21 protein-coding genes are annotated in these 17,441 nt (G+C 50.6%); 15 read left to right on the top strand and 6 right to left on the bottom strand.

Translation table 11 applies throughout. The features are described from left to right. Window positions 1-7: 7 nt before the first annotated feature. Genes D9736_RS02355 through D9736_RS02290 form a run of 14 tightly spaced genes read left to right on the top strand, consistent with a single transcriptional unit; the run spans window position 8 to window position 10,542 of the window. Window positions 8-1,840 (top strand): diol dehydratase reactivase subunit alpha, encoded by a 1,833-nt coding sequence (locus D9736_RS02355; RefSeq protein WP_130257609.1) that lies wholly within the window; start codon window positions 8-10, stop codon window positions 1,838-1,840. Then, window positions 1,830-2,180: a glycerol dehydratase reactivase beta/small subunit family protein gene (locus tag D9736_RS02350; RefSeq protein ID WP_000444000.1), complete on the top strand. Its 351-nt coding sequence runs from the start codon at window positions 1,830-1,832 to the stop codon at window positions 2,178-2,180. The genes D9736_RS02355 and D9736_RS02350 overlap by 11 nt, the downstream gene beginning before the upstream one ends. A 19-nt stretch (window positions 2,181-2,199) precedes the next feature. Then, complete coding sequence (gene pduJ, locus D9736_RS02345; protein WP_001057752.1) at window positions 2,200-2,475, top strand: propanediol utilization microcompartment protein PduJ; 276 nt, start codon at window positions 2,200-2,202, stop codon at window positions 2,473-2,475. A 23-nt stretch (window positions 2,476-2,498) separates the two neighbouring features. Next, on the top strand, window positions 2,499-2,921 hold the full coding sequence (locus D9736_RS02340; protein WP_205712918.1) for a BMC domain-containing protein: 423 nt from the start codon (window positions 2,499-2,501) through the stop codon (window positions 2,919-2,921). Window positions 2,922-2,923: 2 nt separating this feature from the next. Further along, complete coding sequence (locus tag D9736_RS02335; protein ID WP_130257607.1) at window positions 2,924-3,556, top strand: phosphate propanoyltransferase; 633 nt, start codon at window positions 2,924-2,926, stop codon at window positions 3,554-3,556. Next, window positions 3,553-4,044 carry a microcompartment protein PduM gene (gene pduM, locus D9736_RS02330; RefSeq protein ID WP_130257606.1) on the top strand — a complete coding sequence of 164 codons (492 nt, stop codon included), beginning with the start codon at window positions 3,553-3,555 and terminating at the stop codon, window positions 4,042-4,044. The genes D9736_RS02335 and pduM overlap by 4 nt, the downstream gene beginning before the upstream one ends. 3 nt (window positions 4,045-4,047) lie before the next feature. Beyond that, window positions 4,048-4,323, top strand: coding sequence for a EutN/CcmL family microcompartment protein (locus D9736_RS02325; protein WP_130257605.1), 276 nt, complete (start codon window positions 4,048-4,050; stop codon window positions 4,321-4,323). 11 nt (window positions 4,324-4,334) lie between these two features. Beyond that, window positions 4,335-5,342 (top strand): two-domain cob(I)yrinic acid a,c-diamide adenosyltransferase PduO, encoded by a 1,008-nt coding sequence (pduO, locus tag D9736_RS02320; protein ID WP_130222289.1) that lies wholly within the window; start codon window positions 4,335-4,337, stop codon window positions 5,340-5,342. After that, window positions 5,339-6,724 (top strand): CoA-acylating propionaldehyde dehydrogenase PduP, encoded by a 1,386-nt coding sequence (pduP, locus tag D9736_RS02315; RefSeq protein ID WP_130257604.1) that lies wholly within the window; start codon window positions 5,339-5,341, stop codon window positions 6,722-6,724. The genes pduO and pduP overlap by 4 nt, the downstream gene beginning before the upstream one ends. Before the next feature lie 10 nt (window positions 6,725-6,734). Continuing rightward, the gene (locus tag D9736_RS02310) at window positions 6,735-7,847 is read left to right on the top strand and encodes a 1-propanol dehydrogenase PduQ (RefSeq protein ID WP_130257603.1); all 1,113 of its coding nucleotides are present in this window, start codon (window positions 6,735-6,737) and stop codon (window positions 7,845-7,847) included. Beyond that, the gene (locus tag D9736_RS02305) at window positions 7,844-9,187 is read left to right on the top strand and encodes a 4Fe-4S dicluster domain-containing protein (protein ID WP_130257602.1); all 1,344 of its coding nucleotides are present in this window, start codon (window positions 7,844-7,846) and stop codon (window positions 9,185-9,187) included. Before D9736_RS02310 ends, D9736_RS02305 begins: the two co-directional genes overlap by 4 nt. A gap of 2 nt (window positions 9,188-9,189) precedes the next feature. Next, the gene (gene pduT, locus D9736_RS02300) at window positions 9,190-9,744 is read left to right on the top strand and encodes a propanediol utilization microcompartment protein PduT (RefSeq protein ID WP_130257601.1); all 555 of its coding nucleotides are present in this window, start codon (window positions 9,190-9,192) and stop codon (window positions 9,742-9,744) included. Further along, entirely contained in the window at window positions 9,744-10,094 is a 351-nt protein-coding gene (gene pduU, locus D9736_RS02295; protein WP_130216389.1) for a propanediol utilization microcompartment protein PduU, read from the top strand. The genes pduT and pduU overlap by 1 nt, the downstream gene beginning before the upstream one ends. A gap of 4 nt (window positions 10,095-10,098) precedes the next feature. Continuing rightward, on the top strand, window positions 10,099-10,542 hold the full coding sequence (locus tag D9736_RS02290; protein ID WP_130257600.1) for a EutP/PduV family microcompartment system protein: 444 nt from the start codon (window positions 10,099-10,101) through the stop codon (window positions 10,540-10,542). Window positions 10,543-10,651: 109 nt separating this feature from the next. On the opposite strand, the gene D9736_RS02285 is transcribed toward D9736_RS02290, so the two are convergent. The 4 genes from D9736_RS02285 to dacD form a co-directional block, all read right to left on the bottom strand. Further along, window positions 10,652-10,981: a DUF496 family protein gene (locus D9736_RS02285; RefSeq protein ID WP_000450409.1), complete on the bottom strand. Its 330-nt coding sequence runs from the start codon at window positions 10,979-10,981 to the stop codon at window positions 10,652-10,654. Between the two features lie 171 nt (window positions 10,982-11,152). Beyond that, window positions 11,153-12,211, bottom strand: a complete 1,059-nt coding sequence (locus D9736_RS02280) for an FUSC family protein (RefSeq protein ID WP_130257599.1) — start codon at window positions 12,209-12,211, stop codon at window positions 11,153-11,155. Between the two features lie 202 nt (window positions 12,212-12,413). Then, window positions 12,414-12,887, bottom strand: coding sequence for a DNA gyrase inhibitor SbmC (gene sbmC, locus D9736_RS02275; RefSeq protein ID WP_130216383.1), 474 nt, complete (start codon window positions 12,885-12,887; stop codon window positions 12,414-12,416). A 118-nt stretch (window positions 12,888-13,005) separates the two neighbouring features. Next, on the bottom strand, window positions 13,006-14,172 hold the full coding sequence (gene dacD, locus D9736_RS02270) for a serine-type D-Ala-D-Ala carboxypeptidase DacD (RefSeq protein WP_130257598.1): 1,167 nt from the start codon (window positions 14,170-14,172) through the stop codon (window positions 13,006-13,008). 211 nt (window positions 14,173-14,383) lie between these two features. On the opposite strand from dacD, the gene sbcB reads away from it, so the two are divergent. Next, complete coding sequence (gene sbcB, locus D9736_RS02265) at window positions 14,384-15,808, top strand: exodeoxyribonuclease I (RefSeq protein WP_130257597.1); 1,425 nt, start codon at window positions 14,384-14,386, stop codon at window positions 15,806-15,808. A 75-nt stretch (window positions 15,809-15,883) separates the two neighbouring features. Here the strand turns inward: sbcB and plaP are convergent, their stop codons facing one another. Both plaP and yoeI read right to left on the bottom strand, forming a co-directional pair. Then, window positions 15,884-17,242 (bottom strand): putrescine/proton symporter PlaP, encoded by a 1,359-nt coding sequence (plaP, locus tag D9736_RS02260; RefSeq protein ID WP_000019197.1) that lies wholly within the window; start codon window positions 17,240-17,242, stop codon window positions 15,884-15,886. Further along, entirely contained in the window at window positions 17,232-17,294 is a 63-nt protein-coding gene (gene yoeI, locus D9736_RS02255; protein WP_010723108.1) for a membrane protein YoeI, read from the bottom strand. The genes plaP and yoeI overlap by 11 nt, the downstream gene beginning before the upstream one ends. Between the last annotated feature and the right edge of the window lie 147 nt (window positions 17,295-17,441).

Here is a 17,441-nt window from a genome sequence, read left to right as displayed (position 1 = left end):
ACGAACTATGCGATATATAGCAGGCATTGATATCGGCAATTCATCCACAGAAGTTGCACTGGCGACGCTCAGTACGTCTGGAGAATTGTCGTTCGTGAGCAGCGCCCTTGCGGAAACCACCGGAATCAAAGGTACGTTGCGTAACGTCCATGGTATTCAGGAGGCGCTCGCACAGGCAACGAAAAAAGTCGGCATCAATGTCAGCGATATTTCGCTTATTCGTATCAACGAAGCAACTCCTGTCATTGGCGATGTGGCGATGGAAACCATTACGGAAACCATCATCACCGAATCAACCATGATTGGTCACAACCCAAAAACTCCGGGCGGAGTGGGACTGGGCGTGGGGCTCACCATCACGCCACAAGAGTTGTTAACACGTCCGGCGGATACACCGTACATTCTGGTCGTGTCATCGGCATTTGATTTTGCCGATATCGCGACCATGATAAACGCCTCCGTGCGTGCCGGATATCAACTGACTGGCGTTATTCTGCAACGTGATGATGGCGTGCTGGTCAGTAACCGCCTGGAAATCCCTTTACCCATTGTTGATGAAGTCCTCTACATCGATCGTATTCCGCTCGGCATGCTGGCCGCGATTGAAGTCGCCGTTCCCGGGAAGGTTATCGAAACCCTGTCTAATCCGTATGGGATTGCCACTGTCTTCGCCCTCAATGCTGAAGAGACTAAAAATATCGTTCCTGTTGCACGAGCACTCATAGGCAACCGTTCTGCAGTAGTGGTGAAAACACCTTCTGGCGATGTTAAAGCCCGTTCGATACCCGCCGGAAACATCGAGCTGCTTTCTGCCGGACGTACAATACGAGTTGATGTTGCTGCTGGTGCCGATGCCATTATGAAAGCGGTCGGCGAGTGCTCAAAACTGGAAAACGTAACGGGAGAACCGGGCACCAACATCGGCGGTATGCTGGAACATGTTCGCCAGACTATGGCGGAACTGACCAATAAACCCAGCCACGAAATTTTTATTCAGGATTTACTGGCGATAGATACCTCTGTTCCCGTCAGCGTAACCGGTGGGCTGGCTGGTGAATTTTCACTGGAACAGGCAGTGGGTATCGCTTCAATGGTGAAATCCGACCGACTGCAAATGGCGATGATCGCCAGTGAAATTAAGCAAAAACTGCATGTTGATGTTCAGGTCGGAGGCGCTGAAGCAGAAGCTGCAATTCAGGGAGCCTTGACTACCCCTGGAACCACACGCCCTCTGGCAATTCTGGACTTAGGCGCAGGTTCTACAGATGCCTCCATCATCAATCAGAAAGGGGAAATGATAGCTACTCACCTTGCGGGAGCGGGCGACATGGTGACGATGATTATTGCCAGGGAACTGGGCTTAAATGATCGTTATCTGGCAGAAGAAATCAAAAAATACCCGTTGGCAAAAGTAGAAAGCCTGTTCCATTTACGCCATGAAGACGGCAGCGTTCAGTTCTTCCCTACTCCGCTGTCCCCTCATGTATTTGCCCGCGTTTGTGTGGTGAAACCTGACGAACTGGTGCCTATTCCCGGCGATTTAACACTGGAAAAAGTACGTGCTGTTCGCCGCAGTGCGAAAGAGCGCGTCTTCGTAACCAATGCCCTGCGCGCGCTACGTCAGGTAAGTCCAGGCGGAAATATTCGCGATATTCCGTTCGTCGTTCTGGTGGGCGGTTCTTCCCTGGATTTCGAAGTACCGCAGTTAGTCACCGATGCATTGGCGCATTATCGATTGGTCGCCGGACGGGGGAATATCCGTGGTAGTGAAGGCCCGCGCAATGCGGTAGCTACCGGGCTACTGATTTCCTGGCACAGGGAGTTGGCTCATGGAAAGTAAAGAACATACGCCCGCTATTGTCGTTACGGAAATAGGTGACTGTATCAGTACATGGAATGAGGTGCTTCTTGGCATTGAAGAGGAAGGTATCCCCTTTCGCATTCAACATATCCCGTCAGGTGAAGTCATCGATAGCGCCTGGCAGGCTGCTCGTCAGTCCCCCCTGTTGGTTGGCATAGCCTGCGACCGGGAAAAGCTGATTGTGCATTACAAAAACTTACCGGCATCAGCGCCACTGTTTACGCTGATGTATCAACAAGATAACCATGCCCGGCGCAGCATCGGCAATAACGCTGCCCGCCTGGTAAAAGGGATTCCCTTCAGGGAATGCCACTCATAATCCACAGGAGAAACGCTGTATGAACAACGCACTAGGACTGGTTGAAACAAAAGGGTTAGTTGGCGCAATTGAAGCCGCAGATGCCATGGTTAAATCCGCCAACGTGCAACTGGTTGGCTATGAAAAGATTGGTTCGGGTCTGATTACAGTGATGGTCCGTGGCGATGTTGGCGCAGTAAAAGCCGCCGTTGATGCAGGAAGCGCCGCCGCCAGCGCCGTTGGCGAAGTGAAATCCTGCCATGTCATCCCGCGGCCACACAGCGATGTTGAGGCCATTTTACCTAAATCTGCATAACCCCATTCGCTAAGGAGCACAGCGTGAAGCAATCACTGGGATTACTTGAAGTCAGTGGTCTGGCACTCGCCATCAGTTGCGCAGATGCTATGGCAAAAGCCGCGTCCATCACGCTGATTGGCCTTGAGAAGACCAATGGCTCAGGCTGGACGCTCATTAAAATCACCGGTGACGTCGCCTCGGTTAATGCGGCGATCGCGACGGGTGCCAGTTTCGCCGAACAGCGAAATGGCCTCGTCGCACACAAAGTGATTGCCCGCCCGGGTGAGGGAATACTGCCCCGCCCAACAGAAGCAATAAATACGACGGTGGCAGTAAGCGAAACGCCAGCAACAGTCGCCCCCTCAGAGATTATCAGCTGTAATTTGTGTCTTGATCCCGCGTGTCAACGGCAAAAAGGTGAGCCTCGTTCACTTTGTCTGCACTCTGATAAGCGAGGGGAGTAGCAATGGATAAACAAACCTTGCAGGAGACTGTTAGCCAGGTTCTGGAAGAAATGCGCGAGCGCCCTATCCCACTGGGCGTGTCCAGTCGCCATATTCATCTTTCAACGGCGGATTATGTGCGCCTTTTTCCTGAACAACCGATCAGCGAGAAAAAGTCATTACTGCAACCTGGTCAATTCGCTGCTGAACAGGTTGTTACGCTGGTGGGACCAAAAGGCAAATTACACAACGTTCGCTTGTTAGGGCCACTACGTAACTCAAGCCAGGTGGAGATTTCCCGGACTGACGCCAGAACATTAGGGATCACCGCCCCGCTACGTATGTCTGGCGATCTCAGCGGCACACCGGGGATTCGACTGATAAGCCCGTTTGCAGAGCTGGAAATCGCTTCTGGCGTTATTGTCGCACAACGGCACATTCATATGTCTTCGCTTGATGCCCTGATTTATGGCGTTACACATGGCGATAAAGTGGCGGTCGCCATTGAAGGTGATGAACGACGACTGATATTCGATAACGTTGCTGTTCGCGTCTCACCAGATATGCGCCTTGAAATGCATATTGATACCGACGAGGCCAACGCCGCAGGCGCTGATAATCCTGACGTTTTTGCCACGCTGGTGTCGGTGCCATGAATAACAAACTGATGCAACACATTGTTGAAGAAGTGATTTTTCGCCTGAAACAACGTGCGGGGAAAACACTCACGCTGACGGTTTCGCAACTGCGAGAAGCCAGCGTTAACGAGATAGTTCATCAGTATGCTTCGTTACAAATTCGATACGTCGATTTACCGTTGCTGCGACAACTTGCGGAGAACGAAACGTCCGATCGAGCGGTAATCCACATTCACGAGGCGTTAGCCTGGGGAATACACATTCAATTGTCGTTGCAGAGTCATTTCCTGAACGCCATCAAATTGAAGCATCTCGCCCATCTACCGCTAACCTGGTGCGACGAACAAGGACAACCGATCTACCTTCATCGTGGTCAACTTTTAAGTTATGCCGACGTAGTGCAGTTATGCGCAGGGATAGTGGTGTTGCAACGGAAATGCTGTGTGACCGCACTTGCGCGTGAAGCGGCAATGACCCGAAACATTCAGTTAATCAGGCAGGAGTAACCCATGCATCTGGCTCGAGTCACTGGCGCGGTGGTATCCACGCAAAAATCACCTACCCTGGTCGGGAAAAAACTGCTGCTGGTTCGCCGGGTCAGTGCTGACGGCGAATTGCCTCTCACGCCATTAACTGGCGACGAAGTTGCTGTTGATTCAGTTGGCGCTGGCGTCGGTGAGTTGGTACTCCTCAGCAGTGGATCCAGCGCCAGACATGTTTTTAGCGGCCCCAACGAAGCCATCGACCTGGCAGTGGTCGGCATTGTAGATACGATTTCGCGCTAAGGAGTTGAAAGATGGCGATTTATACCCGCACAGGTGATTCAGGAAGTACGTCTCTATTTACCGGACAACGCGTGAGTAAAACTCATCTACGCGTCGAAGCCTACGGCACACTGGATGAACTGAACGCGACACTCAGTCTGTGTTATTGCGCCACCGCCATCGAAAGCCATCGCATATTACTGGAAGCCATTCAGCAACAGATATTTTGGTTTAGCGCCGAGCTCGCCAGTGAAAGCGAACAGCCATCAGCGCAGCAGCGTTACATCAGTACGGAAGAAATTGCCGCACTTGAAAAAGCGATCGATAGCGCAATGAGCGCTGTTCCTCCAGTTCACTGTTTCATTCTACCAGGACGTTGTGAAGCCGCGAGCCGCATGCATTTCGCCCGCACGGTAGCCCGGCGGGCTGAAAGACGCCTGGTTGAACTGACAACAGAATCCAGCGTCCGCCATGTTTTATTGCACTATATCAACCGACTTTCCGATTGCCTGTATGCCCTCGCCCGCGTGGAAGACAACGTTGCTCATCAGAACCTGATGATTCAGGAAATCACAAAACGTTATCACGAAGCCAACCACACTTCAGCATTGAAGGAACGCACGATGTCGCTCACTTTTCAGGATCTTCATCAGCTCATTCGTAGCGCGGCAATGCGTGCGGATGAACTGCATATTCCCGTTGTTATCAGCATTGTCGATGCCAACGGAACAGAAAGTGTTACCTGGCGGATGCCTGATGCACTGCTGGTTAGCAGTGAACTGGCACCGAAAAAAGCCTGGACCGCCGTGGCGATGAAAACGGCAACACACAAGCTTACGGATACCGTGCAACCGGGGGCGCCACTTTACGGGCTAGAAAGCCATATGCAAGGCAAAGTCGTCACTTTTGGTGGCGGCTTCCCCCTCTGGCGTGACGGAATATTGCTTGGAGGGCTTGGGATTAGCGGTGGTAGCGTTGAACAAGACATGGATATTGCCCAAAGCGCAATGACGGCAATTAACGTGGGAGAAAACCAATGAATAACTCTGAATTAGAAACACTGATCCGCAATATTCTGCGCGAGCAGCTAGTCCCCACGACATCACAAACGCAAAAAAACGGTATTTTCCAGACTGTCGATGAAGCTATCGGCGCTGCACACCAGGCCTTTTTGCGCTTTCAACAGTGTCCGCTTAAAACCCGCAGCGCCATTATCAGCGCCATTCGCGAAGAATTAACGCCCCGTCTTACAGAACTGGCGGAAGAGAGCGCTAACGAAACGGGAATGGGAAATAAAGAAGATAAGTACTTAAAAAACAAAGCGGCACTCGATAACACACCAGGAATTGAAGATTTAACCACCACCGCACTGACCGGTGATGGTGGCATGGTTTTGTTTGAATACTCCCCGTTTGGAGTTATTGGCTCGGTCACGCCAAGTACCAATCCCACGGAAACCATCATTAACAACAGCATCAGCATGCTGGCAGCTGGTAATAGCGTCTACTTCAGTCCACACCCGGGAGCCCAAAACGTCTCGCTGAAATTGATCGCCATAATCGAAGACATCGCGTTTCGCTGTAGTGGCATTCATAACCTGATCGTTACTGTATCTGAACCGACCTTTGCCGCAACCGAACAGATGATGGTGCACCCTAAAATCAGCGTTCTGGCGATTACCGGCGGTCCGGGCATCGTCGCCATGGGAATGAAAAGTGGCAAGAAAGTGATTGGTGCCGGTGCGGGTAATCCCCCCTGCATCGTCGATGAAACGGCAGATATTGTGAAAGCTGCCGAAGACATCATCAACGGAGCCTCGTTTGATTACAACCTGCCGTGTATCGCTGAAAAAAGCCTGATCGTCGTGACCTCAGTGGCAGATTATTTAATTCAGCAGATGCAAAGTTTTGGCGCCCTTCTTCTTAACCATGAACAAACTGAAAAATTGCGTGCTGTTTGCCTGCCAGACGGCGTCGCCAACAAAAAACTGGTCGGCAAAAGTCCATCAGCCTTGCTGGAAGCCGCAGGCCTCCCTTTGCCAGCAAAAGCGCCCCGCTTGCTGATTGCCGTTGTTGACGCCGATGATAGCTGGGTTACCAGCGAACAACTCATGCCAATGCTACCCATTGTGAAGGTCAACGATTTTGATAGCGCCCTCACACTGGCGTTGAATGTAGAAGACAGTTTGCATCACACCGCAATTATGCACTCGCAGAACATCTCACGGCTCAACCTTGCCGCGCGCGTTATGCAAACCTCTATTTTTGTCAAGAATGGCCCCTCCTGGGCGGGTATTGGCGTCGGCGGCGAAGGCTTTACGACCTTCACCATTGCTACACCGACCGGAGAAGGGACAACATCAGCACGGACTTTTGCCCGCTCACGACGCTGTGTGTTAACCAGTGGCTTTTCCATTCGCTAGAGAAACGGAAATGAATACTTTTTCACTGCAAACGCGTTTATACAGCGGACCAGGAAGTCTCAAAGTGCTTAGTCGTTTTACGAATAAGCACATCTGGATTATTTGCGACGCTTTTCTGGCGCGATCGCCGTTGATTGATACCTTGCGCCTGGCGCTACCAGATAGTAATCGCCTCAGTATTTTTAGCGAAATAACGCCCGACCCAACTATCCAGACAGTGGTAAAAGGCATCACTCAGATGCAAACTTTACGCCCGGATGTGGTTATCGGTTTTGGCGGCGGCTCTGCACTGGATGCCGCAAAAGCGATTGTCTGGTTTAGTCGCCAGTGTGCTATCGAAATTGAAACCTGCGTAGCCATCCCCACCACCAGCGGCACTGGTTCAGAAGTGACCAGCGCCTGTGTCATCAGCGATCCTGAGAAGGGAATTAAATATCCCCTTTTCGATGATGCACTTTATCCGGATATCGCAGTCCTCGACCCCTCGCTGGTCGTCAGTGTGCCACCCGCGATAACGGCCAATACCGGAATGGATGTTTTAACCCATGCGCTTGAAGGCTATGTTTCTCCCCGCGCCAGCGACTTCACGGATGCAATGGTCGAAAAAGCCGTGCAAATTGTTTTTCAATACCTGCCCACGGCAGTGAAGAAAGGCGATTGTCTTGCCACCCGCGGTAAAATGCATAATGCCTCCACACTTGCAGGAATGGCCTTTAGCCAGGCCGGACTGGGATTAAATCATGCGATTGCCCATCAACTCGGTGGGCAGTTTCATTTGCCCCACGGTCTGGCAAATGCGCTCCTGCTGACGTCAGTTATTCGTTTTAATGCTGGCGATCCTCGCGCCGTCAAACGCTACGCCCGGCTGGCTAAAACGTGTCATTTATGCCCGGACAATGCCAATGACACCGCAAGCCTGAATGCACTCATTCAACATATTGAACAGCTCAAAAAAGCGTGTTCAATACCGACTCTCGCCAATGCTCTGAAAGAAAAAAGAGCAGAATGGTCATCACGTATTCCCGATATGGTTCAGGCGGCGCTGGCGGATGCAACATTGCGTACCAATCCACGTGTGGCTGATGCCAATGCTATTGCAGAACTGCTTGAGGAGTTGTTATGAACGTCGAGTTAACCTCCTGCGACGGTCAGACGATCCGCGAGCGAGTACAAGCAGCAGGCGTCGTAGGTGCTGGTGGGGCTGGCTTTCCGACACATATCAAGCTACAAGCACGTGTTGATACGTTCCTGGTGAATGCGGCGGAATGCGAACCGATGCTGAAAGTGGACCAGCAGTTAATGGCGCAGCAAGCCAGTCGCCTGCTTCGCGGCGTTCACTACGCGATGAAAGCCACCGGGGCCAGTAGCGGAATCATCGCGCTGAAAGAAAAGTATCAACTGGCAATAAACGCACTCACGCCACTGTTACCACCTGATATCCGCCTGCATATTTTGCCCGACGTTTACCCCGCAGGAGACGAAGTGCTGACCATCTGGATGGCAACTGGTCGCCGCGTTCCACCCGCTGCGTTACCCGTTAGCGTCGGCGTAGTCGTCAATAACGTCCAGACCGTACTCAATATTGCCAGAGCCGTTGAGCAACAGTATCCAGTAACGCGCCGCACGCTAACCATTAATGGTGCGGTTGCGAAACCAATAACGGTGACCGTCCCCATTGGAATGTCTTTACGCGAGGTACTGGCGCTGGCGGGAGGCGCAACGGTAGATAATCCTGGTTTTATCAATGGCGGTCCGATGATGGGGAGTTTGATCACATCGCTCGATACGCCAGTCAGCAAAACCACTGGCGGCTTGCTGGTTTTACCCAACTCTCATTCACTGATCCAACGTCGAATGCAGGATGACCGCAGCGTACTTGCCGTCGCGAAAACCGTTTGTGAACAATGCCGCTTATGCACCGATCTCTGCCCACGTCATTTAATCGGTCACGAACTGTCACCGCATTTGTTAGTACGTGCGGTTAACTACCAACAGCTCGCTACGCCGCAACTGTTACTGACAGCGCTCACCTGTTCGGAGTGCAACGTCTGCGCCAGCGTTGCCTGCCCGGTAGGTATTTCACCCATGCGCATAAACCGCCTGCTTAAGCAGGAACTACGCGCAAAAAACCTCCGCTACGAAGGCACCTTAAACCCTGCGGATGTCATGGCAAATTATCGACTGATTCCCGTAAAACGTCTGGTAACCAGACTGGGCTTAACCCCGTGGTATCAGGACGCGCCATTGTCTGAACAGGTGCCACAACCCGAAAAAGTGACGTTATTGTTACGCCAGCACATCGGTGCCAGCGCAATTGCGTGTGTACAAAAAGGCGATCGCGTCGTTCATGGGCAATGTGTAGGTCAAATTCCACACGGCGCATTAGGCGCCCCTGTTCATGCCAGTATTGATGGCATGGTCAGCGATGTGACAGAAAACGCGATTACGATAGTGAGAGGTTAATCATGTCGAAAGCGGTAGGTATTTTAGAACTTAGTAGTATCGCGAAAGGGATGGAAACCGGCGATGCCATGCTGAAAAGCGCCAACGTTGAATTACTGGTCAGCAAAACGCTTTGCCCCGGTAAATTTCTGCTGATGCTCGGAGGCGATGTCGGTGCGGTACAGCAGGCCATCAACAGCGGCGCTTCCCTTGCAGGTGAAATGCTGGTCGACAGTCTGGTCCTTCCTAATATTCATCCCACTATCCTGCCCGCAATCAGCGGTCTGAACCATGTTGACCAGCGACGGGCTGTCGGTGTAGTCGAAACCTGGAGTGTAGCGGCCTGCATTGACGCTGCCGATTGTGCAGTGAAAGCGGCAAACGTCACGCTCGTACGGGTACATATGGCCTTTGGTATTGGCGGTAAATGCTACATGGTAGTGGCAGGCGATATTTCTGATGTTAATAACGCGGTATCTGTCGCCAGCGAGCGAGCGGGGGAAAAAGGTTTGTTGGTCTATCGCTCAGTAATTGCCCGTCCGCATGAAGCCATGTGGCGTCAGATGGTGGAGGGATAATGTCACCTCAGCACACGACTGAACGAATGATTCAGGAATATGTCCCCGGTAAACAGGTCACGCTGGCACATGTTATTGCAAATCCTGGAAAGGATCTGTTTAAAAAATTAGGCTTACCGGACACCGTTTCCGCTATTGGCATTCTGACGATTACCCCCAGCGAAGCATCTATCATCGCGTGCGATATCGCCACAAAGTCAGGCGCTGTAGAGATTGGTTTTCTTGATCGTTTTACCGGCGCGGTAGTTCTGACTGGCGATGTTTCTGCTATCGAATATGCACTTAGCCAGGTTACCCGAACGCTGGGCGAAATGATGCGCTTTACCGCCTGCCCCATTACCCGGACCTGACTCGATGCAACGTATGATGCTCATCGGACCCAGCCAGTGCGGAAAAACGTCACTCACGCAATGCCTGCGCGGGGAGAATATTCAGTATCAGAAAACGCAGGCCATCGTCTGGTCACCGGCCACCATTGACACTCCCGGGGAATACCTCGAAAACCGCAGTCTTTACAGTGCGCTGCTGGTCAGCGCCTGTGAAGCAGACATTATCGCGCTGGTGCTTAATGCGGACGCACCGTGGTCACCTTTTTCGCCAGGCTTTACCACGTCAATGAATCGTCCAGTTATTGGAATAGTCACCAAAGTGGATTTAGCCAGTGAAGAACAGATATCTTTGGTGAAATGCTGGCTACGGGAAGCCGGAGCACGAAAGGTGTTAGTGACCAGTGCGGTAAATAACATCGGGGTTGCAGAACTTCTTGCCTTGTTGCATACAGAAGAAGGCAGTCGTTAAGCCGGAAATTTCAATATGTTATGAGATGGGAATGATGACTTACGACACGGAGAAAAGAATCAATGAACAATGAGGATTGCCCGGCAATCCTCATTGAATAAAGTAGAAATTACTTCGCTTCGCCGTTTTTCATTTCGCCCATAGCTTTCAGCTTTTTGGAGATATCGCGGCGTTCTTTGGAGAGCTCAGCATTTTTGATGATGTAATCATCAACACGATCTTCATAGTCGCCTTTCATGCTGGCGATGATGCCCTGAATTGCTTCAACGCTCATACCAGGTTTGATGTAGTCGCTCAGGTTGTCGAGCAGCAGGACACGTTTCTGGTTGTCACGGATCTTTTTCTCAACGTCCTGGATTTCACGTTGCAGTTTGTTCTTACGGCGGAACAGACGAACAAATTCCAGCACGTCCTGGAATGAAGGCTTGGTAGTTTCCATTTTTATACCCCTGATAATGTGAGAGTCGGATTCGTTTAAGCAACCGCTATTCGTTAGGGCCAACATTACTCATAGCTGCCGCAGATGACAATGCTTTTATCCCTATTCACTATCATACCCTTTATCCTTGCTGAATCGAAGCAGCAACAATTTGATTCTGAAGGTCGGAATTTATTTGCGCAAAGCCCGACAAATCAGATTTGACAGCAACTCCAGTTGATGCGCCGTTTCCATGTTTAGCCATACATAGCCATAAATCGGCGTCTCAACGACTTTCAGATCATGATGATTAGCGAGCAACTGGCGCAACTCTTCCACAGCATCGTTCAGTTTTTCTGTATTAGCAAAAACCGGCTGTGGATTACCTTCGTAAAGGGCATGAACAAGAGTCAGCACTATTTGCTGCATCATTTGCTGTGTGTCGCGCAGTTTTTGCGCATTCAGTAGCACGAAATGACTGGGCCTCGTGGCCCAGTAAGCATTGATTTGCAGCTCCAGCATACAAACCAGATTACGGTTAATCGTCTGGATACCTTCATATATCGATTTTGGAATACGGGTTTCTTTGCTGGCGGGTGCAATCAGCCCACGCATTTTCACGGCATCAGCCAGGAGTTTTTGCAGATGGCTTTCCAGATGCGGACGTTCCAGTAGGTTCGGTGAAAATGCTGATTGGTAAACCCGGTTATATTCGGTAAGGCTTTTCGCCAGTTGAATACGCCAGTGGATGAAGGCTCGCTGCGGCCAGATGCCAGTAAAAACCATTGCCAGTAGGGAGCCGAGGATCACATCGCCGCTTCGCCATAATGCCGTATCAATTTCACCTGTCGGGGAACCAACAACAATCGCCAGCGTCACACCAATCAATAAGCCTTGATAAGGTTTCTTGCCCAGCGCCAACCAGCCGCAAAGGAACATCGCCGCCGCGCACCAGACCAACATCAGAGGTAACGAAATTAACTCCAGTTGCAGGGCTATAAGACCTAAAATCGACCCCAACACCGTACCGCCAATACGTTCGAATGCTCGCGGGACGACGTTACCCCAAAACGAGATAGGCCCCATGATCACCACCATAGTGACCAGCGGCCAGGTGCTTTCCGGGATGGTAAACAGGCGAATGATGAGAAAAGTCAGCAGGAATGCTAGCGCGACGCGAGTACCATGCACGACTCGGTAATGACGGTACACACGAATTTCAAACGGACTAAGGCACTTATCAGCTCGCACGCTGGAACTCCGTTAAATAAGGATGAAGTTAACTCAGAACGATTACCGCGGCCAGACACTAAACCAGGTGTCCAGCCGACTTACAACAAGTAATCAGGAACATTCCCGAAGGGATTATCAGAAGTCTGAAGGTCAATTTTACCCTTTTACATGACGAAAAACAGCGAAGCAATCAGGTTAACACCCTGTTGTTGCACCAGCATTAACCCATTTTCGGCTGCACTGCGACATACATTTCAATATCCCAATAGCCGTCTTCTGCTCCGTTATTAAGATAAACTTCGAAACAGGGCTTAGGTGACATCTGATAAGCACTGTCTTGCAAGAGAGTATTAAAAAACTGATACCATGGCGTAGAAAAATCATCGCCTTCTACGCGAGCAACGGCAACCGCATATTGCCCACCGGAGATTTCCGTCAGGATCACGCCTTCACTGTTTTCCGGTAGAGTGAAGTTGTTCTCCAGGGAAACCACCGTGTCACAACGTAACTTTTCGGCAGGTGTTTCATCTGGGTTATCGTAATAGACGGCGATCCATTCCTTAGGCACAACTTTTTTGTTGTCTACCCACATCATCAACTGCTCAAAACCTTTTTTTACCGTTTGTTCCCACGGGCCAACGAGATGGAAACCTGCAACGGTACGTTTATCTTCCTGCTTAATCTCGTAGTTCATGACGCCTCCACATACACTGTTTTTTTGTACAGTGTATTTTGCAATGTAAATACCACAAGGAATGAGTGTTGATTATGCGAGCAGACTCGCACTCCTGCCAGTCGGCGCTAAATAAAGGTCAGGATTTATGGTGGAAATAATCGCTCAACCTGGAAAACATACCGCCTTCACCGACAGACTCCAGGGTAACCAATGGCCAATGCGCAACCAATTTATCGCGGTCGTACAGTTCAATTTCCCCTACCCGCTTGTGAGCAGCAATTGGCGCAGTTAGTTCTTTACCATCAAGGGTATATTTTGCTTTGATATTTGGGATTTCCGCTTTCGGCAGCACCATCCAGAATTCTTGTTCCGTTCCCAGTGCGATGTTTTCTTTATCACCATACCAGATGCGTTCCGTACCGACCTTTTTCCCACGGTGCAAAATTTGCACCGTAGTAAAGTTTTGCTGCCCCCAACGCAGTAATTTTCTAGCCTCTTCTTCGCGAGCTTTTGCGCTGTCGGCCCCCATTACCACTGCAATGAGACGGCGTTGCCCATCCACAGCCGAAGCAATGAGATTAAACCCGGCCCCGGATGTATGCCCGGTTTTCAGGCCGTCAACGTTCATGGTTTTATCCCACAATAGCCCGTTTCGGTTTTGCTGGGTGATGCCGTTCCAGGTAAGGCTTTTTTCGCTGTACATATGGTAAAACTCAGGTTCGCCGTGGATGATGGCGCGAGAAAGCACAGCTAAATCATAGGCTGAGCTATGCTGGCCCGGCGCATCCAGACCGTGAACCGTTTCAAAATGGGTATCCTGTAAATGCAACTTTTCAGCGTAATTGTTCATCATTGTGACGAACTGCCGTTGCCCCCCGGCAATATAATCCGCAAGCGCCACACAGGCGTCATTGCCGGAATCCACAATTAATCCACGGCTTAAATCACGTACCGATACACGATCGCCCTCTTTCAAAAACATCAGTGAAGAGCCGACAAAAACAGGATTATCTTTCGCCCACGCATCGCGTCCCACAGTGACAATATCGTCTGGTGTTATGCGATGGCTATCGATAGCGCGATCGACGACATAGCCCGTCATTAGCTTAGTCAGGCTGGCAGGGTTACGTTGTTGGTGCTCATTACCCGCCGTGAGGATCTGTCCGGTTGTGTAATCCATCAAAACCCATGATCCCGCATGAATCTCCGGAGGTTGGGGTGAAAAGGGAATATTTTCCGCCGCAAAACCAGACGATAAATTAAAAACGAACAAAGAAGCAGCAATAATAAGACGGCGTTTCAACAGCAAATCCTCAGGTGTTTCCAATAGCTGTTCTTTTTACGGAAATCCTGATGAACTGGCTGGAATAAAGTGCAAGAAAATGTGACATTTATCTCATTATAATCTGACATTATCTGTTTCCACACGCAGCCAAAATATCGCTCTAAAGCTGATTAGCACGGTGATATTTGATACTCTGGCATACAACAGAAATAACGGATTTAACCTAACGATGAATGACGGTAAGCAACAATCTACCTTTTTGTTTCATGATTACGAAACCTTTGGCACGCACCCCGCGTTAGATCGCCCTGCGCAGTTTGCCGCCATTCGTACTGATAGCGAATTCAATATTATCGGCGAACCTGAAGTCTTTTACTGTAAGCCTGCGGACGATTATTTACCCCAGCCAGGGGCGGTGTTAATTACCGGAATCACGCCACAGGAAGCGCGTGCAAAAGGGGAAAACGAAGCTGCCTTTGCCGCCCGTATTCACTCGCTTTTTACCGTACCGAAGACCTGTATTCTTGGTTACAACAATGTGCGTTTTGACGACGAAGTGACGCGCAATATCTTTTATCGTAATTTTTACGATCCCTATGCCTGGAGTTGGCAGCATGATAACTCTCGCTGGGATCTGCTTGACGTGATGCGTGCCTGTTATGCCCTGCGACCGGAGGGGATTAACTGGCCTGAAAATGAAGATGGTTTACCGAGCTTTCGACTTGAACATTTAACCAAAGCTAATGGTATTGAACATAGCAACGCCCACGATGCGATGGCCGATGTGTACGCCACTATTGCGATGGCGAAGTTGGTGAAAACACGTCAACCACGCCTGTTTGATTATCTCTTTACCCATCGTAATAAGCACAAACTGACGGCGTTGATTGATGTGCCGCAGATGAAACCGCTGGTACATGTTTCCGGTATGTTTGGCGCATGGCGCGGCAATACCAGCTGGGTGGCGCCACTGGCGTGGCATCCTGAAAATCGCAATGCCGTGATTATGGTGGATTTGGCGGGAGATATCTCGCCACTCCTGGAGCTGGACAGCGACACGCTGCGCGAGCGTCTGTACACAGCAAAGGCCGATCTGGGCGATAACGCCGCAGTCCCGGTTAAGCTGGTGCATATCAATAAATGCCCGGTGCTGGCGCAGGCGAATACGCTGCGCCCGGAAGATGCCGACAGGTTAGGAATTAATCGTCAGCATTGTCTCGATAACCTGAAAATTCTGCGTGATAACCCGCAAGTCCGCGAAAAAGTAGTGGCGATATTTGCTGAAGCCGAACCATTTACACCTTCAGATAACGTCGATGCACAGCTCTATAATGGCTTTTTCAGTGACGCCGATCGCGCAGCAATGAAAATTGTCCTGGAAACCGAGCCGCGTAATTTACCGGCACTGGATATCACCTTTGTCGATAAACGTATTGAGAAACTGTTGTTCAATTATCGGGCGCGTAACTTCCCGGGGACGCTGGATTACGCCGAGCAGCAACGCTGGCTGGAGCACCGCCGTCAGGTCTTCACCGCAGAATTTTTGCAAGGTTATGCTGATGAATTGCAGATGCTGGCACAACAATATGCCGATGACAAAGAGAAAGTAGCGCTGTTAAAAGCGCTTTGGCAGTACGCGGAAGAGATCGTCTGAAACAAAAAAGCCGGAGTTTATATCTCTCCGGCTTTTTTAGATTTACCGGATGATTATGTCATCCGGCTTGTAAGATTATGCAACGTCTTCGTACTGCGGAACCGGGTTGCGGAAGCTCTTAGTCACGCAAGCCAGGTAAATCAGACCGATAGCCGCCCAGATCAGCCCCAGAACCATTGAGCTTTCTTCCAGGTTAACCCACAGCGCACCTACAGTCAGCGCACCACACATCGGCAGGAACAGATACTGGAAGTGATCTTTCAGCGTCTTGTTACGCTTCTCACGGATCCAGAACTGCGAGATAACCGACAGGTTAACGAAGGTGAACGCCACCAGCGCACCAAAGTTAATCAGCGCCGTTGCCATTACCAGGTCAAAGTTGATTGCCAGCAGAGCAATCGCGCCAACCAGGATAATATTCATCGCCGGAGTACGCCATTTCGGGTGTACATAACCGAAGAAGCTTTTCGGGAACACGCCGTCACGACCCATTACGTACATCAGACGCGCTACGCCTGCGTGCGCCGCCATACCGGACGCCAGTACGGTAATGGTGGAGAAGATCAGCGCGCCAACCTGGAACGCTTTGCCCGCAACGTACAGCATGATTTCAGGCTGTGACGCATCCGGATCTTTAAAGCGAGAGATATCCGGGAAGTACAGTTGCAGGAAGTAAGTTGCAAAGATGAAGATCATGCCGCCAATCAGCGCGGTCAGGAAAATCGCACGCGGGATCACGCGCTCTGCATCTTTGGTTTCTTCCGACAAGTTGCTGATGCCGTCAAAGCCGGTAAAGGAGAAGCACAGAATCGTCGCACCGGTAATCATCGGGATGACATGCGCATCACCGGACCAGAACGGACGCGTGCTCGCCAGCGTACCAGCGCCTTCACCTTCAAATACGCCATAAACAACCATGCCCAGAATCACCGCGATCAGCACTACCTGCAACACCACGATTACGGTGTTGAAGTTCGCTACGGATTTCAGACTACGCAGGTTAAAGGCGGTCATAAAGGCCACCAGCGCCACCACAAACATCCACGATGGGATGGAAGGCACCAGAGCTTCAAAATAGATTTTCGCCAGCAGAATGTTGATCATCGGCGCGAACAGATAGTCGAGCAGAGAAGACCAACCCACCATAAATCCAACCGTTGGGCTAATGGATTTCTGGGCGTAAGTGTATGCAGAGCCAGCAGAAGGATAGCGGCGAACCAGCTTCCCGTAGCTCAGAGCCGTAAACAAGATCGCAATCAATGCGAACGCATAGGCTGTCGGCACATGACCATCCGTGAGGCCTGAAACGATACCAAAAGTATCAAACAGCGTCATCGGCTGCATATAGGCAAGACCCATCATTACAACCGGAACTAACGTAAGCGTTTTACGCAATTCCACGCGAGAGGTGTTTGGAGTAACGTTATGCGACATGGTCATTCTCCTTTACGGTGATAACCGTCGCGTAAGCAAAAAATTGCCCCATTTTTTTGGATTCCTCAGCGACAACAACTGTCGATTTTTAGTAAATATCTATCCGGTACGAAGCCCGGCCTCTTGGTATGAATGATTGGTTTGAAGCAAAAAATAACCGACGCGGATGAAACGTCGGTTTTTAGTCATTTTTTGACAG

It is taken from the genome of Escherichia sp. E10V10 (assembly GCF_004211985.1).
Lineage (GTDB): Bacteria > Pseudomonadota > Gammaproteobacteria > Enterobacterales > Enterobacteriaceae > Escherichia.
This window is presented reverse-complemented; position numbering and strand designations above follow the sequence as displayed.